Origin of the sequence: Streptomyces sp. C10-9-1, from assembly GCF_024497955.1 — a bacterium.
GTDB lineage: Bacteria > Actinomycetota > Actinomycetes > Streptomycetales > Streptomycetaceae > Streptomyces > Streptomyces sanyensis.
This window is the reverse complement of sequence record NZ_JANHKP010000011.1, coordinates 96,977-119,923: the sequence shown is the minus strand read 5'-3', so window position 1 is coordinate 119,923 and position 22,947 is coordinate 96,977. Positions and strand designations below refer to the sequence as shown.

General features: G+C 75.4%; 16 protein-coding genes and 2 pseudogenes. 2 read left to right on the top strand and 16 right to left on the bottom strand.

All coding sequences use genetic code 11. The annotated features are described in order from the left end of the window. Positions 1–108: 108 nt before the first annotated feature. From NPS70_RS17485 to NPS70_RS17450, 8 genes are all read right to left on the bottom strand, one after another. Complete coding sequence (locus NPS70_RS17485; RefSeq protein WP_256525214.1) at positions 109–1,488, bottom strand: YcaO-like family protein; 1,380 nt, start codon at positions 1,486–1,488, stop codon at positions 109–111. Continuing rightward, positions 1,485–2,966 (bottom strand): CocE/NonD family hydrolase, encoded by a 1,482-nt coding sequence (locus tag NPS70_RS17480; protein WP_256525213.1) that lies wholly within the window; start codon positions 2,964–2,966, stop codon positions 1,485–1,487. The genes NPS70_RS17485 and NPS70_RS17480 overlap by 4 nt, the downstream gene beginning before the upstream one ends. Continuing rightward, the gene (locus NPS70_RS17475; RefSeq protein ID WP_256525212.1) at positions 2,963–3,817 is read right to left on the bottom strand and encodes a hypothetical protein; all 855 of its coding nucleotides are present in this window, start codon (positions 3,815–3,817) and stop codon (positions 2,963–2,965) included. The genes NPS70_RS17480 and NPS70_RS17475 overlap by 4 nt, the downstream gene beginning before the upstream one ends. 94 nt (positions 3,818–3,911) lie before the next feature. After that, a complete protein-coding gene (amiA, locus tag NPS70_RS17470; RefSeq protein ID WP_256525211.1) occupies positions 3,912–4,025 on the bottom strand; it encodes a streptamidine family RiPP in 114 nt (37 codons plus the stop codon). 58 nt (positions 4,026–4,083) lie between these two features. Beyond that, positions 4,084–4,905 carry an ABC transporter ATP-binding protein gene (locus tag NPS70_RS17465; protein WP_256525210.1) on the bottom strand — a complete coding sequence of 274 codons (822 nt, stop codon included), beginning with the start codon at positions 4,903–4,905 and terminating at the stop codon, positions 4,084–4,086. A gap of 18 nt (positions 4,906–4,923) precedes the next feature. Continuing rightward, the gene (locus NPS70_RS17460; protein ID WP_256525209.1) at positions 4,924–5,931 is read right to left on the bottom strand and encodes an iron ABC transporter permease; all 1,008 of its coding nucleotides are present in this window, start codon (positions 5,929–5,931) and stop codon (positions 4,924–4,926) included. Next, positions 5,928–6,962, bottom strand: a complete 1,035-nt coding sequence (locus NPS70_RS17455; protein WP_256525342.1) for an iron ABC transporter permease — start codon at positions 6,960–6,962, stop codon at positions 5,928–5,930. The genes NPS70_RS17460 and NPS70_RS17455 overlap by 4 nt, the downstream gene beginning before the upstream one ends. 92 nt (positions 6,963–7,054) lie before the next feature. Continuing rightward, positions 7,055–8,032 carry an ABC transporter substrate-binding protein gene (locus NPS70_RS17450; protein WP_256525208.1) on the bottom strand — a complete coding sequence of 326 codons (978 nt, stop codon included), beginning with the start codon at positions 8,030–8,032 and terminating at the stop codon, positions 7,055–7,057. 84 nt (positions 8,033–8,116) lie between these two features. Between NPS70_RS17450 and NPS70_RS17445 the strand changes: the two genes are divergently transcribed. Further along, complete coding sequence (locus tag NPS70_RS17445; protein ID WP_256525207.1) at positions 8,117–9,316, top strand: hypothetical protein; 1,200 nt, start codon at positions 8,117–8,119, stop codon at positions 9,314–9,316. Positions 9,317–9,543: 227 nt separating this feature from the next. Here NPS70_RS17445 and NPS70_RS17440 read toward each other — a convergent pair whose 3' ends face one another. The 7 genes and pseudogenes from NPS70_RS17440 to NPS70_RS17410 form a co-directional block, all read right to left on the bottom strand. Then, positions 9,544–10,737 (bottom strand): GTP-binding protein, encoded by a 1,194-nt coding sequence (locus NPS70_RS17440; protein WP_256525206.1) that lies wholly within the window; start codon positions 10,735–10,737, stop codon positions 9,544–9,546. After that, the gene (gene rpmF / locus NPS70_RS17435) at positions 10,734–10,904 is read right to left on the bottom strand and encodes a 50S ribosomal protein L32 (protein ID WP_256525205.1); all 171 of its coding nucleotides are present in this window, start codon (positions 10,902–10,904) and stop codon (positions 10,734–10,736) included. The genes NPS70_RS17440 and rpmF overlap by 4 nt, the downstream gene beginning before the upstream one ends. A 284-nt stretch (positions 10,905–11,188) precedes the next feature. Continuing rightward, positions 11,189–12,340 (bottom strand): hypothetical protein, encoded by a 1,152-nt coding sequence (locus tag NPS70_RS17430; RefSeq protein WP_256525204.1) that lies wholly within the window; start codon positions 12,338–12,340, stop codon positions 11,189–11,191. A 397-nt stretch (positions 12,341–12,737) separates the two neighbouring features. Beyond that, positions 12,738–13,328 (bottom strand): annotated as a pseudogene (locus NPS70_RS28910) (proprotein convertase P-domain-containing protein); the annotation flags it as partial. A gap of 48 nt (positions 13,329–13,376) precedes the next feature. After that, positions 13,377–14,549 (bottom strand): annotated as a pseudogene (locus NPS70_RS17420) (alkaline phosphatase PhoX); the annotation flags it as partial. A 725-nt stretch (positions 14,550–15,274) separates the two neighbouring features. Further along, a complete protein-coding gene (locus NPS70_RS17415; protein WP_256525203.1) occupies positions 15,275–17,095 on the bottom strand; it encodes a PQQ-binding-like beta-propeller repeat protein in 1,821 nt (606 codons plus the stop codon). 25 nt (positions 17,096–17,120) lie between these two features. Next, a complete protein-coding gene (locus tag NPS70_RS17410) occupies positions 17,121–18,005 on the bottom strand; it encodes a hypothetical protein (protein WP_256525202.1) in 885 nt (294 codons plus the stop codon). 390 nt (positions 18,006–18,395) lie between these two features. Here NPS70_RS17410 and NPS70_RS17405 point away from each other — a divergent pair, with 390 nt between their 5' ends. Then, positions 18,396–18,719, top strand: a complete 324-nt coding sequence (locus NPS70_RS17405; RefSeq protein ID WP_256525201.1) for a hypothetical protein — start codon at positions 18,396–18,398, stop codon at positions 18,717–18,719. A 62-nt stretch (positions 18,720–18,781) separates the two neighbouring features. Here NPS70_RS17405 and NPS70_RS17400 read toward each other — a convergent pair whose 3' ends face one another. Beyond that, entirely contained in the window at positions 18,782–22,669 is a 3,888-nt protein-coding gene (locus NPS70_RS17400; RefSeq protein ID WP_256525200.1) for a helix-turn-helix domain-containing protein, read from the bottom strand. Positions 22,670–22,947 lie beyond the last annotated feature (278 nt).

The window sequence follows — 22,947 nt, the reverse complement described above, 5'->3', positions numbered from 1 at the left end:
CATGCCCCGGGCCGCCGCCGGGGCCTCGCGGGATCTCGGGGCGGTGGCTCCCGGAGCGGTGGTCTCCGGCCGTCGGGGGGTGGTGGTCGAGAGGTTCCACTGCCGCCCTCACATGTGCGGCGGAGGCGCCAGGGTGAAATCCTCGGGCGCGTGTGGTGCGGTCGTGCGCCAGCCCCGTCGCACGGCGGCCTCGGCGAGCCGCGGGCAGCCGAAGTAGCCGAAGGCGGCGGGGGCGTTCGGAAGAAGGCCGGACACGAGGACCCGCGCCACCCGCAGGGTCGTCTCGGCCACGTCCTCGGTGGTGAGGTCGAAGGTCATGAGGCGGTGGCCGCCCGCGTGCAGCGCCTTCTCCAGCCGCTCCCGGCTGCCCGGCCCGACCGCGTCGACGGGCACCGTCCCGTGGGCCGGGGCGGTGAACCGGCGGGCCTCGGCCGCCATCCGTTCGTCGAGCCACACCTGCGGGTGCGCGCCCAGGTCCCGTACGTGTGCGAACTGCTCGCCGCACGCGTCGAGGTACCGGCCGTCGGCGCGGTGCTCCAGGTAGAGGCCGCGGGCGAGGAGGCCGGCCTCGACGGCCTGGAAGACCCAGCCGTCGGGGCCGGTCAGGCCCTGGGTGAAGATCCAGGTGTGGACTGCTTCGAGGACCGCCTTGCGGGCGGCTTCGGCCGGGTCGTACTTGCAGGCGAAGCCGGCGGCGTGGAGACCGCTCCGGGGGTCGTGCACGAGCGCGGCCACGCACGGGGCGAACTCGGAGGGCATCTCGACGAGGTGGACGTCGAGCGCGGTTCCGGCGAGGTCGTCCGTGAGGCCGGGAACGCTGGCCGGGTCGATGCCGCGGGTGGGTCCGTCGAGGTGCCACCACAGTTCCAGGGCGTCGCGCTCGACGGTCTCCAGCAGGCCGCGTTCGACGGCGTCCTCGAAGCCCCGGCCGGTGGCTATTCCGGCGTAGTTGAGGTGGTGGGTGCGCGGCAGGTCGCGCAGATCGCCCTGGCGCCAGTTGAGGTGGGTGAGGGCGACGGGTGCCCGGACCTCCGTGGTGCCACCGCCGGGCAGGTGCTCGGTGCCCCGCGTCCACAGGGACGGGGTGTCGGCGGTGAGGCGCCGGTAGGGGAACCCGTCCCGGCCGTACTGCCACGTCGCGTACGAGGGCAGGTCGTCGGGGCCGTAGAGCCGCAGGCCCCTCGCCTCCAGCTCGGCGGCGGTGGCGCGCAGCGGGGCGTCGGGGTGGCCGGCCGGCGGCACGCGGTTTCCGCAGTACCGCTCGACCCCCTCGGCTATCGCGGCCACCCGGGCCTGCTCCGGGTCGCCGAAGGAGGTACCGAGGGAGACACGGTCGGCGGGCCACAGGCCGAGCCGGCGGGCGTCGGACACCTCGGCGGTGAACGCCGTGTAGCGGGGCGGGGCGCCCGCGGGGTGGTCGACGGGCCCGACGGCGCGGACGATGCCGCAGACGGGGTCGACGAGTGCTTCCGGCGGCAGCGCCGTCATCGCAGGAGCTCCTTGGCAGGGTCGGTGGAAGTGGGGCGGGCGGTGAGGACGTGCAGGGTCAGCGTCACGCTCGCCGGGTCGACGTCCCGCCGGGAGGCGAGCAGCCGGTCGGCCGTGACCGGGTCGTCCCCCGTGTGGGGGTTGCGGGCGTGGGCCGGGAAGTGGTGGCCGGCGATCTCAAGCCGCAGCCGCGTGCCGGCCCGGAGCCGGCGCGCAAGCCGACCCAGTTCGACGGTGAACTCCGCCCGGCGGTCGTCCGTTTCCCCGCGCCGCAGGACCCCGACGGCCAGCCGCTCGGCGGGGGCGTCCGGTGGGAGGGCGACGAGGCGGGCGGCCCAGTCGGCGGACGGGGTGTCGGCCGTGGCCCGCAGGCGTATCCGCACCGGCCCGACGGCGTCGAGCGGGCGCGGGAGCGGCGGCGTGGCCAGCACGCAGCGGTCGGGGGCTCCCCCGGTGGGTACGGTGAGGCCGTCGGAGCGGACGGGCCGGTCGGGGTCGGCGGTGAAGGCGGTGCCGTGCAGCAGCCGCGGCCGCAGCCTGCGCGGTTCGCCTTCGGTGCCCGCCGGCAGCCACAGGTCGCCGCCGCCCAGCGCCAGTGCGCCGTGGCGGCCGGGGGCCAGGTCACGGGTCAGGGCGCGACGTGCCCAGCGCGCGTACAGCGCGCCGAGGGCGACCCGGTGGGATGGTCCGGCGTCGGCCCCGGGCGCGGCGACGAGGCCGTGCCCCCAGGGGCCGAGGAGGAGGCGGGCCGAGGGGCCGCCCCACGTGCGCCAGAGGGCGACGGTGTCCTCGGTGAAGTGGTCGTGGTGGCCGCCGACGGCGAGCAAGGGCATGCCGGCGTGCGGCGCGCGCGAGGAGAGCCGGCCGCGCTCCCGGTGGCGCCACAGGCCCGTCCAGGAGGGCAGGTCCCGGCCGATCCGCTCGGGGAGGCCGGTGAGGGGCAGGTGGGTGAGCAGGCCGGGATCCGCGGCGAGGGCTCTGTCCAGTGCCGCCTCGTCGGAGTCCGGCCGGTCGCCGTGGGCGGCCCACCATCCGGCACGGGCCAGCAGCCTTTCCACGCCGGAGGGTTCGCGCGCGGTCTCGGCCGCCCCGAGCGCGGGCACGGCGGCGATCACGGCGTCCGGTCGGGCCTCCGGGAGCGCTTCGAGGGCGAGGACGAGGGCGCAGTGGGCGGCGTAGGAGGCACCGGCGGCGACGAACCGCCCGTCGTTCCAGGGCTGTCGCCGGATCCACCGGGCCGCCGCCGCCCCGTCGGCGGCCTCGTTCCGGTACGGGTGCCATGCTCCCGGTGAGGCGAAGCGGCCCCGGACGTCCTGGACGACGGCGGCGAACCCGCACCGGGCCCAGCCCTCCGCCTCGGCCCGGTGCCGGGCGCGGTCGTACGGGGTACGGATGAGGACGGCGGGGAAGGGGCCGGCGCCGGCGGGGAGGCGCACCTCCGTGGCGAGGCCGCCGACCGTCGCGGGGAACGACGTCATCCGTCCTGCCCCGGTATCGACGCGACGACGGGCACCGGAAGGACAGGGTGCTCGGTGACGGTCAGCGTCCGCAGGTCCACGTGCCGGAGCCGGCGCCGTGCCGGGAACCCGGCCGGGTCGGCGGTGTCGGTGGCCCACCGGCCGAGGTCGTCGGCCAGCAGGGCGGCGAGCAGCGCGGCGGCGGGAACCGTGAGGCGGACCGGCGCACCCGACGCACGGGGGCCGCTCCAGTAGGCGGCCAGTTCGCGGTGGGCGGGGGTGGCGGCGAGTCGGCGTGCCCGGACGTGGGCCGCGGTGACGTCTCCGGGGGCGGCGGCGAGGGGCTCGACGTAGGCCTGCCACCCTTCACGGTGGCAGCGAAGCCAGGCGACTCCGTGCTCGGGGAGCCTGTCGGCGGCTGCCCAGAGGCCGTCGGGTACGGGGCCGTCCAGGCACCACACGACGGCGGCGGGGTCTCCGTCGAGCAGGTCCTCGATCTCCGGCGGCGACGCGGCGGGGTCGGTCCCGGCCGGTGCGGTCCGGGGCTCGGCTCCCAGGGCGGCCAGCTGCGCGGCCAGCGGGCGGGTCAGCACCGGGTCGCCGAGGAGGCGGACGTCCCGACGCTCCGCGGGCCACTGCGGGGGCCGCGACTCGGCCGCCAGGTAGCCCGCAGCCTCGAAGGCCGCCGCGACGCGGTGCACCTCGCCGTCCGGCGGGGCGGGGTCCGCCCCGGTCAGTACGGAGAGCAGGGTCTCCTGGTGCGCCTCGGGTGTCCTGACGCGGAGGTACTCCCCGGCGGCGGTGCGGACGGCGAGACCCCGCCCGGGCACGGCGACGACGTCGACACCGGGTACGAGCCGGCTGCGGGACACGGCGGTCCTCCTGACGGAAGTGGGGCTGGATACGGGCGTGGGCCCGCCCGCCAGGCGACGGGCGGGCCCACGGTCGAGGGCGTGGGGCCCTCGCTTACTCCTCGGTGTCCTCGAAGGGGTTCTCGACGAGGGCGTTGGAGTGGGTGGCCGAGGCGTGTGCCAGCTGGCCCGGGTCGGCGATCGGAGTGAAGATCTGCTCGTTGTCCATGAACTCTCCTTGTTCGTAAGGGAGATGGGGCGTTCGGGTGAGCGCCCCGAACCGAACACTAATGGAACTGGTTTTCATTTTCTAGTTCGGGGAGGGGGTGATCCGGGTAACACACCGGCCAGCCACGCTCGGGGTCCGCACCGACGCGGCCGGCCACCTTCAGCACGTCGGCCAGCAGGCCGGGCGTGACGACCTCCTTCGGCGATCCGTCCGCCACCACGGTGCCTTCGCGCAGGGCGACGATCCGCTCGGCGAAACGGGCGGCGTGCGCAAGGTCGTGCAGCACCATCACCACCGTGAGTCCGCGCTCCTCGCGCAGGCGCACCACCGTCCGCAGCACGTCGAGCTGGTGGTGCAGGTCCAGATAGGTGGTCGGCTCGTCGAGCAGCAGGACGCGGGTGTCCTGGGCGAGCGCCATCGCCAGCCGCACCCGCTGCCGTTCGCCGCCGGACAGCGCGTCGACGTCCCGGTCGGCCCAGTGCCCGACCCCGACGTCGCGCAGCGCCCGGCGCACGACCGCATCGTCGCCCTCGCGCAGCATGCCCAGCGGGCCGCGGGCCGCGTACCGCCCCTGCCGCACCAGGTGCCGGACCGTCATACCCGGTACCGGGGTCGCCGCCTGGTGCAGCAGCGCCACCCTGGCCGCCGTGGCGCGCCGGGAGAGCCCGGCGAGGTCGTCGCCGCCGAGCAGCACCCGCCCCCGGTCGGGCCGCAGCAGCCCGGCGGCCAGGCGCAGCAGGGTCGACTTGCCGCACCCGTTCAGACCGACGAGTGCGGTCAGCTCGCCCGGCCCGACGCTCAGGTCGACACCCCTCAGCACGGGCCGTGCGGGGTAGCCGAAGCGAACCCCCTGGACCTCTATCCCCATGGAGTCGGTCATGCTCTGTCCTCCGTCGATTCAGAAGGTTCGGCCCGGCGCTCGGCGCACGACGGCCAGCAGCAGGACGGCGCCGAGACAGGCGGTGAGAGCGCCGACCGGCAGCGTGATCCGGTCGGTGTCCAGCACCCGCGGCAGCAGCCGGGAGGACAGCTGGGCCGCCGCGTCCGCCCCGCAGACGACGACCGCTCCCAGCAGCGCGGCCCCGGGCAGAGCGGCCCGCAGGTCCGCCCCGAAGAGAGCCGTGGCCAGGTGCGGGACGAGCAGCCCCACGAAGCCGAGCGCCCCGACGGCGGCCACCGCCCCCGCCGTCAGCGCGACCGCGCACAGCAGGGCGAGGGTGCGGGCCGGCCGGGCGGCGAGCCCTGCGGCTTCGGCGATCTCGTCACCGCAGCGCAGCAGCGTCAGCGGGGCCGCGAGGAGCCACGCCGCCGCCCCCCAGGCAAGCGCCCATGGCCAGAGGAGGTGCCAGTGCTCCCAGACCCTCCCCTCGGTGGTGCCGACCAGCCACTGCACGACGCTGCCGAGCTCGCCGGGCTCCACGAGCAGCACCATGGCGGTGAGTCCGCCGAGCACCGCCGACACGAGGACTCCGTGAACGGCGGTCTGGGCCGGATCGCCGCCGGTGCGGCCGGCGAGCAGCCACAGCAGCAGCGCCCCGGAGCACCCGCCCGCGCACGCGGCGAGGACCACGGCCATCGGCGACTCCCACCCCGCGAGGCCCAGGGCTGTCGCGGTGACAGCCCCGAGGACCGCTCCGGGGGTCACCCCCGTCACCTCGGGCCCGGCCAGCGGATTGCGCAGGGCGGACTGCAGGACCAGCCCGGCCACGGCCAGGGACGCCCCGGCGCCCAGCGCCACCAGCGTTCTGGGCAGCCGCAGCTGCCAGAGGATGTGCCGTTCCGTCATGCCACCACCGCCACCCAGCACGTCCCACACCGCATGCGGCGACATGCCCCGTCCGGCCGTCAGTTCCACTCCCGCGCACACGACGACCGCGACGAGGAGGGCGGCGAAACGCCGGTTCACCGTGCGTCCTCCGTTCCGGTCGCCTTCGCGGGACACGGCAGGACGCCGGGCGCCCCGGGCTCGTCACGACGCACCGGACCGCCGGATCCGCCTCCGCCGCCACGACCCGACCGCATCAGGGCGACACCGGCCGGAACCCCCAGCAGAGCGGTCCAGACGCCGGCCGGGGTCTCCACGGGAGCCAGCGCCAGCCGGGCGGGGACGTCGGCGACCGCCACGACGACGGCACCCCAGGCGGCGGCCCACGGCAGCCGGCGCACGGCTCCCCCACCGGGGTCGAACCAGCGGGCCAGGTGCGGGGCGAGGAAGCCCACCCACGCGACGGGACCGCACACGGCCGTGACCGGCGCGATCAGCAGGACGGCGATGGCGAGCGCGGCCAGCCGGGCCCGCCGGACGCGCACGCCCAGCGCCTCGGCGTCCTCGTCGCCCAGCCGCATGACCGAGAGCACCGGCGCACAGAGCACCAGGGCCGGGACCACGGCGAGCAGCCACGGCCACAGCCCCTCGACGTCGTCCCACGTCCGGGCGGAGAGGGAGCCCAGCAGGTAGCGGTAGATCAGCTGGAGGTCGAGCTGGTCCGCCATGACCATCAGGACGAGCAGCGCGGCCTGTAGCGCGGCGGCGACCGCGGCCCCCGTCAGCAGGACCGCGGACGGACTGCGCCCGAGCCCGGCGGCGAGCAGCGTCAGCCCCCCTCCCAGCCCGGCCCCGCAGAGGGCCAGCAGGGGCTCGACCGCGGCGGGCAGCGACAGGGCCAGGACCAGGGGGGCCGCCACGCCCAGCGCCGCCCCGGAGGAGACGCCCAGCATCTCCGGCACCGCCAGCGGATTGCGGAGCGCCTCCTGGAGCACGAGCCCTGCGGCACCCAGGCAGGATCCCGCGAGCAGCGCCAGCACCAGCCGGGGGACGCGGAGTTCGGTGACGACGATCCCGGCGAGCGTGGCGTCCCCGTCCAGCACCGCAGCGGCGATCCGGTGCGGTGGGACGTAGGGAGTACCGAGGCACAGCGCGCAGACCGAGGCGGCCATCAGCGCCCCGATCACCAGGAGGGGCTGCCTCCGGGCCCGCGGCGGCGACCGCCGGACCCTGTCCGCCGCTTCGGGTCGCGGGGACGGCGCCCTCACCGCAGCGCGGCCGTGGCCTCGTCGAGGACGATGCCCATCGAACGGGTACCGCGCCCCTTGGCCCACACGTCCGGGTCCACCTCGTGGACGGCGCCGTTCCTGACGGCCGGGATCGTGCTCCACAGGGGGTTCCCCGCCAGCTTCTCCGACAGCTTCCCGTCCCCGCCGCCGAAGCTCATGGTCTCGACGAACAGGACGTCGACCCCCTGCGCGAGGATCTCCTCAAGGCTGTACGCGCCCTCCACGCCGCGGGACTTCCACGGGTACCCGGCTATCCCGGGCATCAGGCTGGCGGCCACGTCGGCTTCCGGAGTCGCGACCCCGAAGTTCTCGTCGCTGCCGTAGATGATGAGGGCGGTCTTGCCGCTCGGGGACTTCTCCGCGTCCGCGAGCTTGGAGCGGAAGGCCCTTTCGGCCTTCTCCCCCTCGGCGGTGCGGCCGGTGAGGGCCGCGGTGTCGCGCAGGTAGCCGACGCTGTCCTCCCACGTCTCGGGCTGCATGGCCCAGAACGTGGTGGCGCCCTTCAGCGCGGGGGCCAGCTTGCCGTGGGTGTCCCCCAGCCCGATCACGAGGTCCGGGTCGTGGGAGAGGATCGCCTCCACCTCCGGGGCGATGAATCCGCCGGGCACGACGGCGACCTCCTCCGCACGCTCCGCCCCGAGGAAGCCGGGGTGGGCCAGCAGTGCGCTGTTGGTCGCCGTCGGCACGATGCCGAGTTCGGTCAGGATGTCGTCGCAGAGCGCGAACAGGCAGACGATCCGCTCCGGCCGCTTCTCCAGGGAGACCCTGACGCCGTTGACGTCGGTCAACCGCGTCGCCTCCTCGATGGGTTCGACTGCGACCTCGGCCCTCGGGTTCGGCCGCGCCCGGTCGGCCCCCGGCTCCTCCGCGGGCGAGCCGCAGCCGGCCAGGACCGAACCCGCCACCACCGCGGCGAGCCAACTGCGAACGAACGTCGACGGTGCGCACAGCATCGGCGCCCTCCGTTTCTTCCTCGGAAACTGGAACGCCCCGAACATACATGATAATCATTTTCACTAAATCCCCCTGGAGGACTCATGACCACGACTGCCTCAGCGCTCCTCGTCTCCGACCACGTGGACGGATCCGTGCACGTGGCGAGCGTGCCGGACGGCGCGGTCACCGGACGTCTGACGGGGCGCCACATCTCCGAGCACGCGGGGTTCCTGGCGCTGCCGGGAGGGCGGGTGGCCTGTGTCGACGACCGCCGGGGGGAACTGCTGGTGCTCGCCCCCTTCGGCGAGCGGCTCGTCGAACGCGCCGTGCCGGTGGCCGTGCCCGCCGAGCACCTGGCCTGCGACCCGTCCGGCCGCCGAGTGGCCGTCACGACCGGCCTGGGCGAGAACGAGCAACCCTGGTCGGACCTCCTGACGGTGGTCGACCTGGCCACGGGCGAGTCCTCACGGGTACGCACCCGCGTCGGCGAACCGGGCGTGACCGTACTCGGCGGCGGCGACCCGCTCGTCGTCCTGCGGCACAGGGCCCCGGGCTCACTTGCGGTCCACCGGTTCGCGGACCTCCTCACGGCCCCGCCCGGCTGCCCGACGGCCGCCCCTCGGGCGCTCCTGCCCCTGCCGGACGACGGGCACGGTGACGCACACGACCCCCGCTCCGGGCAGGTGTTCGCCGCCACGGGCGAGGGAGTGCTGTCGGCCCACCGCGACGGCGACGGCCTCGTGGCCGGGAGGGTGATTGCCTGGGAGTCGCCCGCCCGCGGCTGGTACCTCCGTCTCGACACGCGCCGGCGGGCCCTGTGGACCACCGTGCGCGGGGGCGATCCGGACCCGCTGCGGTGGCCGGACTGGACCAACCAGGCATGGCGCCACGACCTGGAGACGGGCCGCACGCTCCTCACCGAGCTCGGTCCCGGTCTGGTCTTCCGGCTGGCGCTCTCCCGGGGCCACACGGCCTTCACCCGCATCCACCCCGACGGGGACGAGCTGGTCCTCATGGACGACGACGGCACCCTCCGGCGCATCCCGCTGCCCGCCATGGACGGCGCCCCCCGGCGCGGCGGCACCCCCTGGGAGGGCGTGGAACGCCGTGCGGTGGCGGCCTCTCCCGGCTCCCACCTGGTCGCCGTCACCCGCGGCGGACACGGCGAAGTGCACCTGATCGACGCCGGGACCGGCGAGGAGGAGAAGCGCCTGCGGGTGGACACGCCGCTGCACCACGGCGGCCACGTCATGCTGATCTGCCGGAACGACGGCGCCGACGGCGATCCGGTGGGCCGCTGAGGCGGCACGGCGCGTCCGTGCGCGGGGCGGACGCGCCGGTCGGCGGCGATCGCCCTCGTCAGCGGCCGGCTGCGGACCCGCGCACCCGGCGGGTCCGGGGGTGGGCCGCGAGTCCGTGGACCCGCCCGCGTCCGCGCTCCGTTCCGCCCGCGGCATCGCGCGCCTCCGCCCGTGCAGGCCGGGTCGAGCGGTGCCGTGGCTGCGACCACCGCTCGACCCGGAGTCCGTCAGGACGGCGCAGGCGCGGGGTGCGCGTGCTCCTGCCCGTGCGCCCGGGCCTCCTCGGCCGCGCCGGTGTCCCAGCGGGGGAACGGGTCGACGGCGGGCGCGACGTCACCCTCGGCCATGAGGCAGGCCGTGAGCGCCGCCCTGAGGGCATCGGCGCGCAGTCCGGTGCCGATGAACACCAGTTCCTGGGCCGGACCGTCGCCGTCACGGGCACCGGACGGCTCGAAGCGGGCGACGGAACCGGCCTGCGACCAGAGGCCGGTGACATGCGGCCGGCCGGCCAGCCGGAAGAAGCCCTTGGAACGCAGGATCACGCCGTACGCACCGCTGTCGAGCCCCTCGGTCACGAAGGTGAACAGCCGCCCCGGGTGGAACGGCAGCTCGGAGCGGAACACGATGCCGGAGATGCCGTACTCCTCGGTCTCGGGCACGTGGTCGCCGTTGAGTTCCATGACCCAGCCCGGCGCCTGCTGCGCGCGTTCCGGGTCGAAGAGGCCGGTGCCCAGGACGTCTCCGGGCGCCACCCGGCCCCGGACGGCGGTCAGCAGACGGGCCGCCGGATTCAACCGGGCCAGGGCGGCACGCAGACGCGCGGCGTCCTCGGGCTCCACCAGGTCGAGCTTGTTGAGGACGATCACGTCGGCGAACTCGATCTGGTCCACCAGCAGGTCACTGACCGTCCGCTCGTCCCCCCGGTACTGGTCGAGTCCGCGGTCGGCGAGACCGTCGCCGGCCGCGAGCTCGGGGAGGAAGTTCGCGGCGTCGACGACGGTGACCATCGTGTCCAGCCGGGCCAGATCACCCAGGGTCGTGCCGTCGTCGCGCGGGAAGGCGAAGGTGGCGGCGACCGGCATCGGCTCGGAGATTCCGCTGGACTCGATGAGCAGGTGGTCGAAGCGGCCCTCACGGGCGAGCCGGCCGACCTCGGCGAGCAGGTCGTCGCGCAGAGTGCAGCAGATGCACCCGTTGGTCATCTCGACCAGGCTCTCCTCCGTCCGCGACAGCGCCGCATCGCCACCGCGCACCAGCGCCGCGTCGATGTTGATCTCGCTCATGTCGTTGACGATGACGGCGGCCCGCAGGCCCTCACGGTTGCTCAGGACATGGTTGAGCAGGGTGGTCTTGCCCGCACCGAGGAAGCCCGACAGGACGGTGACCGGCAGCCGCCGGTCGACGGCGCCGCCCACGCTCATCCCCCGGGACGCAGCAGGCCGCGCTCGTAAGCCTTCCGCAGCCGCTGGGGTACGAGGTACACGGAACCGTCCACCGTCACCGGCACGAGCGCCGTCGTCGCCGCCTTCCACCGCGCGCGCCGGTGACGGGTGTTGCTGCGGGACATCTTCCGCTTGGGAACGGCCATGATCTACCTCCGAGGGGCAAGGGAACGACCACCACCGTATCCGACAATGATTGTCATTACCAAAACGCCTCGACGGGGACGCGCCCGGCACCGGCGCCATGCATGCGGGAGCCGGGGCCGGTTGCGTCGGCGCCCCCTGCTTCCCGGGTGGCGGTCCGTGCGGCCCGGCCCGGCGGCCTCGCGGAGCCGGTGAACCGCAGGCAGGACTCCGGGCGGCGGTACCGGCCGGGGCCGCGGGTGGCGGCCTTCCGCCGGACCCGCGGACGGGCGCCCCGCCCCCGTCCTCAGCGGCTCGGGCCCCGCAGGTGGCCGAACCGCTGCGCGAGGGTCCTCAGCGGCGAGGCGTCCGGCTTCGCCGCCGCCGGGGTGCGGGTCCGTGGCGCGCCGTCGCCTCCGGTGGCCTCGGCGACCGCGGCGAGCGCCGACTCGGCCGCCTCCCGGTACAGGTCGCAGGACGCCGTCATGGCTTCGAGCGCCTTGGCGTACCGGGTGACCATGGCGCGGGCGTGGACCAGCTCCTCGTCCGCGGTGAGCAGGTGCCAGCCCCGGCGCAGCCGGGTCAGGGCCTGCTCCGCGCCGTCCGGCAGCGGGCGCGGCCGCGAGGCGAACTCCACGATCCTGGCCACCAGCTCGGCGGGCTCGGTGCCGTCGAGGAAGACGTTGCGGACCGTGAACGCCTCCGCGTCGTGCTCCGGGTCCGGCGGCTGGGGAGGCAGGACGACGGCGCCGCCGCGGGGTACTCGCACGCCCAGCTCCCGCTTCGTCACGAAGTCGACGATGAGCGCCTGCTCCGGCCTGGCGCGGTGCTCGACCACGCGGTGCCGCAGCCCCGGGGGCAGGAAGTCCGTGACCGGCTGCCGCCCGGGCGTGCCGGGCGTCATGGCCTCGTGCACCACGACGTGGACGAACCAGCTCTGCCGGGTGCAGTCGCGCAGTCGGCGGCGCAGCTCGGACTCGTCCTGAGGCAGGTGGTTCGTCGTTCGCAGCCGTAGGCCCGGCACCGTGTCGTGGTCCCAGGGGACCCGGTCGCTGTCGGGCCAGAAGACGGTGGCGGGCGACGGCCAGCCCGCTTCCCAGGCCCGCTCCGCCTCGGCCGCGAGCACCCAGACGGCGCCCCCGGTCCGCGCCGCGCGGGACTCGGGTTCGCAGGTGGTCAGCTGCGCCCGGACCGTGACACCGTCGGCCACGCGCCAGCGCGCCTCGAAGACGCGGCGGGCTGACGGCCCCGGGTCCGCGGACGCGTCCCGGGGGAACAGATCGGTGGAACGGGCCGCCTCCACGGGGTCGAGTTCCAGGAAGTCGTCGACCACCCCGGCCGCCTTGAGCGCGATCAGGTTGCGTCGGACGTCCAGCTCGGGCTCGGGACCGAGGTGGTGCCCCCGCCCGAGCCAGACGGTGGCGGGGGCGGCAGCCGGTGGAGTGCTCTTCTTGGCCATGGAACCGTTCGGTGGGTGGTCGGGGCGCGACCAGTATGATCCACGGCCCGGACGGCGGAGTCCACCGAGCCGCACGGACTCGGCCGGGCGCGCCCGGGACGGCGCCGACCCGGAATGATGCGTGAGGCCCCGGGCCGGTTCGGCGGCGTCCGGCCCGTCGCGAGCGGCGTCCTCCTCCGCCGTACGGCCCGGCCGCGGCGGTCGCGGGGCCGGGACGCCCGGCCGGTCCGGGGCCCGGCGGGGCGAGGCCGGCGGCGCGGCGGGCGGGGGGCGGGGGGCGGAGGTGCGGCCGCCGAGCGGTCCGCCGCCTGCTCCGGCTGCCGCCCGGGAGGTGCGCGGGGCCGTCCCCTCCGGCGGCGCCGGGGATCGCGCCGCCCGGAAGGGACGGCCCCTGAGGTCAGAAGCGCAGGGTCCAGGAGTCCAGGTGCCCCTGGTCCCGGTCGGCGTGGTCGTGGATGCGGATGGTCCAGGCGCCGTTGGCGTCGACGCCCGCCCCGTTCAGGGTGAAGGTCCGGCGGATGTCGTCGGCGCTGCCGCCGGAGCGGTTCCACAGACGCCACTCCCGGCCGCCGGGGGCGATCACGTCGACCGTCAGGTCGCCGGCCCAGGTGTGCAGGATCACGAGGTCCACCTCGAAGCTCCCCGCCTCGCCGACGCCGCCGACCTCGATGGTCGAGGTGGCGGTGGAGCGGTCCCGGATCGGGACGTCGGTGTGGTTGCTGAACTCTCCCCCGCCGGGCGGGTCGCCTGCGGTGGTGACGGCGACGGTGGCGCGGGGTGAGGCGTTGCCCGCGGCGTCGTAGGCGGTGACCCCGAGGACGTAGGCGGTCCCGGCCGACAGGCCGGTGCAGGTGTGGCCGGTGCCGGTGACGGCCGGGTTCACCACGGTGCCGTCCACGTCCACCGCGTAGCGGTGGACGCCGGTGTCGTCGGTCGAGGCGGTCCACCCCAGGGTGACGGTGGTCTCGGTGATGCCGCCGGCGGTGAGGGCGGACGGGGCGGTAGGCGGCGTGGTGTCCCCGGGTCCGCCGCCGCGGGTCCGGAAGGGCCCGGTGACCTCGTAGGTGATGCCGCCGGAGGAGGAGCCGCTGGTGCCGCGCTGCGAGGAGAAGTAGAGGCGGTCGCCGGCCGGACTGAACCAGGGGCCGGTGATCTCGGAGGAGCCCTGCCCCTCGATGCGCAGGAAGGGGGCGACGACCTCGTCCGGGGTGATGAGGTTGATCTCCATGTCCGCGCCGTCCTCGGCGATGAAGAGGTCCCCGGAGAGTGCGGAGCCGGTGATGTTGTCCACGTTGGTGAGGGGGGCCGGGCCGTTGCTCACCAGGTCGTCGTCGTAGGCGAGTTCGTAGGTGTCGTCCGCGGCGTTGAAGCGCCAGACCCGGTTGTCGCCCTTCGTGGTGAACCAGCAGTGGCCGTCGGCGTAGTAGGCGCCTTCTCCGCCGACGAAGCGCTTGGCGCCGCTGACCTGGTTCCGTGTGGGGGTCCGGCCCGGGGAGGGGGTGGGGTCCGGTACGGTCTGCCAGGTGCCGGAGCCGCTGGTGCCGCCCCCGGCGACCAGGACCTGAAGGGTGCCGCCCTGGGAGAGGTTGCCCCAGACGCGGGGGACGAAGCGGTAGAAGCAGCCGTCGCGCTCGTCCTCGGTGAGGTAGACGACCTGCCGGTCGGGGTCGCAGGCGGCGGCTTCGTGGGTGAAGCGGCCCATCGCGTCCCGGCGGGCGGGTGGGGCGACGCCGTACGGGTCGGTCTCGAAGACGTAGCCGTAGGCGACCTCCTCGCAGGAGAGCCAGGTGTGCCACGGCGTGGGGCCGCCCGCGCAGTTGCGGCTGGTGCCGGTCAGGATCGAGTAGGCGTCGGTGACCTGACCGTTCGCGTCGAAGCGCAGCGCGCCGACACCCCCGCTGCCGCCGGAGAGCTCGGCGTTGGAGACGTAGATCCACCCCTGCCCGTCGGGGAAGCAGGCACCGCCGTCCGGGGCCCCGTGCCAGACGAAGCCGGTGCCGGGGACGGTCCGGCCCGAGCGCGCCACCACACGGCTGGTGAATCCCTCCGGCAGCCGGATGCCGTTGGCGTCGGCGACCCGGAGGGCACCGTACGGACCGGGGCCGTTCTGGGCCGGTGCGGCCAGCGCGGCGCCCTGCCACAGGGTCCCGGCGAAGGCGAGGCCGCCACCGCCGGCGACGGCGGCGCGCAGGATGGCTCGGCGGTCGATTCCTGGACGTTCCTGTACCACTGCTGGCTCCTCGGTCGTGGGGCGGCGCCCGGCCGGGTGGCCGGGCGGCGGAGCGGTGCGCCGCGTGGCGGACGGGCGGGCTGCCGCGGCGGGACGCGGAGGCCCTTGCGGCATCGGTGCGGCGGTGCGCGACCGTCCGGATCATGGTTCCGCGGTCGGAGGGGAAAGCGTGGTGCGCCGCTCCGGCCGGTGGCCGGGGCGGGTGCCGGCGCGGGGCGTGCACGCGGCGCGTCGGTTCGGGGCGTCCGGTCGTACGGAGGGACCTGGTGCCGGGGAGCGGCGCCCCGGTGCGCCCTGCGCACCGGAGACCCGGCCGCGGAGGACCGCGGCCTTTCGGAGACCGGCGCACCGGCGCCGGGTGGGACGGGGCCCCGCCGTCGCGGGGGCCTCCTCGCGTCACCGGTGCGCCTGTGGGGGTGGGGGCCCGCCGGTGAGGTGCGGGGACACGACGACGCACGGGTGGGGCCGGTGCCTCGCCGGCGGCGTACCGCCACCGAAAGATTCTTATAGCCATAGGATTTTGACAAGAGGTCTGGACCAAGTCGCCGGAGCCGTGTCGGGGCACACCCCCTGCGAGGTCGCATGATGACGGACAGTCAGCCGAACTCGTGGGAGCCGCCGGGCCGGACGGGCCCGACACGGCGGTGCCGCCCGGCCGTGCGCACCGGATGAACCGGCAGGATCCCCTCCGGCAGGGACCCGTCTCACGGATTCGGGCCGGAGGCGGGTCGCTCGGCGAGATGCATCGCCACGCGCCGCACCAGCGCCCGGGACCGCGGCTCGTTGCCGCCTGCGCTGACACCGAGGACGTGGCGGCCCGACACCACGGTCGCCTGGGCGACGGGGAGTTGCCTCAGGCCCGTTCTGTAGGTGTAGAGATGCACACCGGGCCGGGGCCTCGCGATCCCGGCCGTCACGCAACCCCCCAACGGCGGAGCGCAACCCCAGGGAATCACGCTCGTCGCATAGGTCTCGGCAGCCTCCGCGTCCGGCGCCACCCATCGCACGGTGACGGAGAAGACGTCGTCGTCGGATCCGGATTTGGCGGCGAACCGGCAGACGCTCGGGCCCGGCAGCCCCGTGCCCAGCACGGTACGGCTCGACGGCACCGGCAGCTTGACGTGGTCTCGACGCAGCGAGGCGAGCAGGTCGGCGCCGACCAGCCCGCAGGCGTCGGGCCAGTCCCGCCGCTCCACCCCGGCCAGCGGGACGGGCCCCGCCGCGTCCGCGGCGCGGCGGCCCGGCCGGAGCGCGGTGTAGCGGCTCCCCTCCTTCTCCTCGCTGCGGACGATGAGCAGGTCTCCGCTCGTTCCCGCGAACGTCCCCGCCACCGGCCAGGGCACGGGGGAACTCCGCCTGCCCGCGGGGTCGGTCAGGCCGCTCGCGCCCGGGCCCTGCAGCCGTGCGTCCCCCGGCGACCAGCGAAGGTCACCGACGTAGGCACCGGGCACGTCGAGGCCGCCCACGACGACCCCACCGGTCAGGACGCCGGAGGGACGAGCCCCTCCGGAGCGGGTCCACACGGTTCTCCCGGTGTCCGCCCGCACCGCGTGCAGGGTGTACGACAGGGAGGCGTCCGGGTCCGGCTGCACGGCCTCGCGCGCCTCCGAGAGGTACACCATGCCCCGGGCCGCTCCCACGGGCCGTAGACCGGATCCCCCGTCCGCCTTCCGCCGCAGGACGGGCTCGCCCGACTCCGTGAAGAGGTGCAGGTCGCCGTCGAGGCTCACACCGATCGCACCGGGGACCGCGGTCAGCTCGACGGTGGCGCGCGAACGCCCCAGCTCCCTGCTCCAGACGCTGCCGCCGTCCTTCGCGTTCACCACCTCCAGTTCCGCGGTCCGGCCCGGACAGCCCGTGAGGACGGCGATGTGGTGCGACGCCTCGGCCGCGGTGAGGGGGGAAGGAGGCGAACCGTGAGCGTCCGGGCCGGACGTCCCGCACGGCGCGAGCGGAGGCTTCCCCCTGCTCCAGAGGATCGCACCGGTCCTCGGCGCAACCCCCGCCAGCCGGCCGTCGGCCAACTCGATCACAGGTCCGGCGTCCGGCAGCAGGGGCGCCTGCCCCGACCAGGCGTCCGCCCCTCCCCCGCCCGGGGCCGGGCTCGCGCTCCTGTGCCACAACCGTCGCCCGGTCGCGGGGTCGTACGCGCTCAGAGCGGAATCGGCGGCCTGCCCGAACCGCTGCTCCACGGCGAGCATCACACCACCGGAGAACCCGACGGGCAGGAAGCGGTCCGCGGAACTGCTCGCGGTGGACAGCAGGCGACCGTCGCGTGTGTCCACGACGCTCACCGTCCTGCCCTGCGGGACCGCCATCAGCTCCTCCCCGACCACCGCCCGCAGAGCCGAGACGTCCGCAGCCCGTCCGGAGGTGCGGAAGGACCACTCCACGGCCAGGGAGTCGGGGCGTCCGAGCGGCCGGTCCGGCCTGCTGCCGTCACCGAGCAGCAGCCCCACCACGCCGAGGGCGAGCAGGGATCCGCAGAGGACACGCCGGACGGGGCGCGCGGGCTTGGCAACCATCGGCTCCACCATGCGTCGGGTTCGGTCAGCATCCCGGTGATCGGGGCGCCCATCGGCAGGGGCGGGAACCGTCGAGCCGACGGTAGACGCCACCGTCCGACCCCTCGTACACGTCCCCGTACCGCGTGGCGAAGCCGGTCACCGCGTAGCGTCCCCCTCGGGGCGCGGGAACCGGCACGGCCCCCTCCTTCCCGTTCCGCACGTAACGGACGAGCAGTTCGAACTCCCGGGAGCCCTTCTCCGACGAGAAGGTCGCCGACAGGTTGACCTGTTCGCCGGGACCGAGCGTGACGACGTTCTCCCGGAAGTACTCCCGTGCGGAGCCCCGGCCCGTGAGGAAGACGGGGTCCGGGCTGTCCATGTCCGCGTAGAGCTGGATCTTCGCCTCTCCCCCGGCGTCCGGTTCGCACACCAGCGTCCCGGCGAGCGGCCCGACGGCGCGGGGCGACGTCGGCCTGATCCCGATGGACGTGACGGTCAGGGAGCTCGCGCCGCCCTCCAGCGTGAGCCCCACGCGCAGTTCGCCGACCCGCGCGCCCCGGTTGCGCCGGACGACGGCGTCCGCGTCCCCGCCGCTGACGAGGTCAGCGCGGTCCTGTGGCGAGGACACCCGATGGGGAAGGGCGGTGCATCCGGCGTCGTTCTCCTGTCGCGCGGTCACGACGAACGGCGCCGTCGGAGTGCCGCCCGAGGAGGCGGCGCCGGGGGCCGATGCGGGGCTCGGCTCGGTCTCCCCGCCCAGGCCCAGCAGTTGGAGGGCGATCGCGGTCGCCACCGCGCCGATCACGGGGATGCCCGCGCCGAGCCAGAGGACCCTCGCGTGCCTCTTCCACCACGGCTCGGGGACCTCCGGGGGCGCCGGCCGCCGCGTACGGTGCCGCAGCCCGCGCAGCGTGGTCCGGTTCCTCAACTCTCCCCCCTCACGTGCCGGGCACGGTTCCGGAGCAGGATCACCGCAGGAGCCGCCACAGGCCGGCACCCCTCACCACGGTGGCACAGACGACGCACCGCCCGCCAGGGGCTCCGCGCGCGACGGGATCTCCGTCCGGTGAGGCCGAGGAGGGCCGGAGGGGACGGCAGTCGCGGGCCGCGGGGCGGCCGCCACGCGCTCCCGGCCGTCCTGCCTGCGGAGGCCGACGGCCGGGTCGCGGGGCCGGGCGCCGTGCGGGGCGGCCGGGCGCACCGGTCCCCCAAAGGGGCGCCGAGGCCGCATCGTGATCCGGGCGAGATCCCACCGGGCTGGTTCCACGGGCCGGCCGGTGCGAGAGTGGCGGCACTCTCCACCGATACGAGGTGTGCCGTGTCCGGCCTGGCCTTTGCCGTCCCGTGGCTGGTTCCCGTCTCCACGCTCTGGGCGATCCTGCCGCTCGTGTGCCCGGGGCGCCGACGGGCGGGCGTCGTCGTCGCCCTCTCCCATCTCGTCGTGACACTGGCGGTCACACGCCCCTGGACCGAGGACTGGTACTGGCGCGACGGATCGTGGCTGGTCCTCGTGTTCGGGCAGGGCGCCCTCGTTGCGCTGGGGCGGCTGGTCTTCGAGATCAGCCCGCTCGGCGCACGGCGCCACCGCACGACGCGCCGGCACCCGGACGGTGAACCGGTGGTGCCCCGCCCCCGTCCGTGAGGAAGGGGCGATCCCGGCCCGGCGGCACCGGCCTGCCGTGCCCCGACCGATGGGGGGACCGTTCAGCTCCGGGCGCAGGGCGCCTTCCGGGAGACCGTCAGCTCGGGCAGGAGCGCCTCGCGTCGGCGTTGCTCCATGCCGGACCGCAGTCGGCAGATCTCCGTCAGCCGCGCGCCGAGGTCCAGGTTCCACAACTGCACGGTGCCGTCGGTGCTGCTGCTGGCGACCGTGCGGCCGTCGGGCGCGAAGGCGACGCCCCACACCGCGTTGGTGTGGCCCGTCAACGTGGCCCACGGCCGCTGCCGGGGCACGTCCCACAGGCGGACCGTGCGGTCGTTGCCGCTGCTGGCGAGGGTGCGGCCGTCGGGGGAGAACGCGATGCCGCGCGCGGAGCCGGTGTGGCCGGTCAGGGCCGCCTCGAAGCGGTGTGCACGGCTGTCCCACAGGCGTACGGTGCCGTCGTTGCCACTGGTGGCGAGGGTGCGGCCACCGGGGCTGAAGGCGACGCCCCGTACCGCGCCGGTATGCCCCCTGAGCGTGGCCGGGCCGCGGCGCCCGGCCATGTCCCAGAGCCGCACGGTCAGATCGTCGCTCACGCTCGCCAGGGTGCGGCCGTCGGGGCTGAAGGCCACGTCGTTGACGTAGTCCTTGTGGCCGGTCAGCGTCGTCAGGTGGGTGCGCGCGGCCACGTCCCACAGGCGGACCGTGCGGTCGGAGCCCGCCGAGGCGAGGGTCCGGCCGTCGGGCGAGAAGGCCACGGAGAAGACCTCCCCCGTGTGGCCCGTCAGCGTCGTCAGATGGTCGTGCCCGGCCACGTCCCACAGGCGGACCGTGCCGTCGGAGCCCGCCGAGGCGAGGGTCCGGCCGTCGGGCGAGAAGGCCACGGAGAAGACCGCCTCGGTGTGGCCGTCCAGCCTGCGTACCACGGTGCGCTCCGCCACGTCCCAGAGCCGCACGGTGTGATCGGTGTCCGCGGTGGCCAGCAGCTTCCCGTCGGGGCTGTACTCGACCTGCCAGACCTCCGTGAACGGACGGGCCGTCAGCACCGGACCGCCCAGGCTCCACAGGACCACGGACTGGTCGAAGCCCGCCGTGGCCAGGAGGGAACCGTCGGAGGTCACGGCCACGCCCAGGACGTAGTCGGTGTGCCCGGCGAGTGTCGCGGTCTGGCGTCCGCTGCGCACGTCCCACAGCCGGGTCGTTCCGTCGCCGACCGCGCCGACGACCGTGGCGCCGTCGGGCATGTACGCGACGGCGTTGATGTCGTCGCTGCTCCCGGTGAACTTCGCGGTCTGCCGGCCGGTCCGCGGGTCCCACAGCCGTACGGTCCGGTCCACGCCGGCGGAGGCCACCTCGCGTCCGCCGGGGGAGAACGCCGCACCCAGCACCGCGTCGGTATGCCCCTCCAGCACACCGAGCGGACTGGCCCGGCCGGTGTCCCAGAGCCGCAGGGTCCCGTCGGCTCCGGCCGAGACGAGGGTCAGGCCGTCGGGGGCGTACGCCAGTGCGTTGACGGCCCCCTCGTGCCCGGGGAGCGAGGCGGCGGGACGGGTGCCTCGACCGACGTCCCACAGCTGCACCGTCCCGTCGGCCGTCGCGACGGCGAGCGTACGCCCGCGCGGGTCGAACGACACGGCCCGGGCCCCTTTCGTCCGGGAGGAGAGCAGGGCCGTCCGGCGCCCGTCGGCGGCGTCCCAGAGACTCACGGGTCCGTCCGTCGACGTCACGGCGAGGGTACGGCTGTCGGGGCTGAAGGCGATCGAGCGCACCCGTCCGGGGACGGTGAGGGTGGCGAGCGTCCGGTGGCCGCCGTCCACGCTGCGCAGGGCCACCGTGCCGTCCGAACTGGCCGTCGCCAGCGACTGCCCGTCCGGTGCGAAGGCCACGGCGTTCACCGGTCCGCGATGGCCCGTGAGCCGGGCGGAGAAGGGCTGGGCCTGGGTGCTGAGCAGGGCTCCGCGCGCCTCGGCGGTGGCACCCGCGCGGTAGGCCTCCTCGGCGAGCAGCATCGACGCCTCCGGCCGCCCCCCGGCGAGGGACGCGGACCGCACGGCCAGCGCCTGGGAGCGGGCGATGCGTTCCTGGGCGAGGGCGCTCTCGCGCTGGGTGTAGGCGAGGGCGCCGGCGGTCAGGGCGAGGCCCAGCAGGACGGCGAGCGTGGCGAGCATGCCCTGGCGCAGCCGGACCTGTCGCCTGGCCTGCGCCCTGCGCCCGTCCTCCTCGGCCTGACCGGCTCGCAGGAACTCCTCCTCGCCCGGGCCGAGTCGGCTCCAGCCGTCCAGTTCGTCGGCCCAGGCGCAGGCGGTGTCCAGGCGGGTGCCCCGGTAGAGGGCGGACGGGTCGCGGTCCTCGCGTTCCCACTCGGCGGTGGCGTAGGCGAGTTGCTGGTGGAGAAGCAGACCGGCGCGGTCGGCGTGGATCCAGTCGCGCAGCCGGGGCCAGGCGTGCAGCAGGGCCTCGTGGGTGATCTCGACCGTGTCGCTGTCCAGCGTGACGAGCCGGGCCCGGACGAAGGCGTCCAGCGCGGCGGCGGCTCCGTCCGCGTCGGCGAACTGCTCCATCAGGGCGGTCCGGCTCATCCGGCGGCGGGTCGCCCCGGTGCCGTCGGCGACGTGGACCAGCCGGGACAGGATGCGGCGGATCGTCTTCTGCTCGGCCGGGTGCAGTTGGGCGAAGACGCTTTCGGCGGAGCGTGCGATCGCGCCCCGGATGCCGCTGGCCTGCTCGTACCCGGCGACGGTCAACCGGGACTCCTCGCGTCGCTGCCAGGTGGCGAGCAGGGCGTGGGAGACGAGGGGCAGAACCCCGGCGGGCGTGTCGGCACCGCTCCCGGGAGCCGCCGTGCCGGGCTGGAGGCCGGCGTCGCGGAGCACCAGGGGGACGAGCCCCGGGTCGAGGGTGATCCCGGCGCGTTCGGCCGGACGTGTGATCGACTCCTCCAACTCGGCCACGGACATCGGGGACAGGACGAAGAGTCCGTCGGTCAGGACCGTGGTCAGCTCGGGATGGTCCAGGCAGTTGCCGGTGAAGTCGGCCCGCATGCCGAGGACCACCACCGCGGGTTCGTCCGCGGATCCTGTCGGCCGGGCGGTCGCGAGTGCGCAGAGCACGTGGACGAGGGAGCGCCGCTCCTCCTCGTCGGTGCAGACGGTGAACAGCTCCTCGAACTGGTCCACGATCAGGACGGGCCGGGGCGGCGGGGGCCGCCGTTCCCCGGGAGGCGCGGGCGGTGCGTCGGCCGCCGCGGCGCGTACGGCGCCGAGCAGCGCGTCGGGGCGTTCCCGCACCTCCGCCACGGTGATGCCCAGGTCCCCGCCCAGGGCCTTCGCGGTGCGCTCCAGCAGCTCGTCCAGCGGTCGCGAGGTCGGGGTGAGGGTCACCACGGGCCAGCGGTCGGCGCCGGGCATGGGGAGGTCCCCGCGCCGGAGCGCGGTGACGAGACCGGCGTTGAGCAGCGACGACTTGCCCGCGCCGGAGGGTGCGACGAGCATCAGCGGTCCGCACCCGACCCGTTGGAAGACGCGCTCGACGAGTGCGGCGGTCGCGCGCTCCCGCCCGAAGAACCACTCCTCGTCCTGCGAGGTGAACGGGGACAGACCGCGGTAGGGGCACGCGTCGTCGGGCTGCCGTGCGGCGTCCTCGGCCGCGCGGGCGGATTCGCCGTCCCCCGGAGCCGGTTCCACCAGCCGCAGCAGGGCGCCCCGGGCGTTCAGCACCTGGTCGCACAGGCGGGCGACATCGGGCGTGGCGCGCTTCGCCCCGGTCTCGATCTTGCTGAGGTAGCCCTTGCTGTAGTGCGTCCGCCGGGCCAGGTCGGCGAGGGAGAGCCCGCGTTCCTGCCGCGTTCTCCTCAGTTGTGCGGGGAAGGAGAGCCGGCCGGGAGGGGGCGGCGGACTCCCGTCGCGGTCGTCGGTGTGGTCTGCCGGATCTCCGGGCTGCGGGTCCCCCATGACGTCCCCCAAGGCGGTACGGGCAGCGAGACGGCGGAGTTCCAGGCTACTGCGGGGGTTGCCGGGGCGGCCAAGCCATTCACTCGGAGTGGCGAAAAACCACGAACGTCCGGAACCGCGCGACGGCGGCTCCGGACGTTCCTTCCCGGGTCGGTTCGGGGGCGGTCGCGACCGCCGTTCGTGCGCAGGGGGTGCCCCGGGTGCGGGGTGCGGCCCGGCTCGGGGCGGCGGGTTGCCCCGGCCGGGCGCGGCCCGCCACCGGCGGCCTCGGCCGCCGG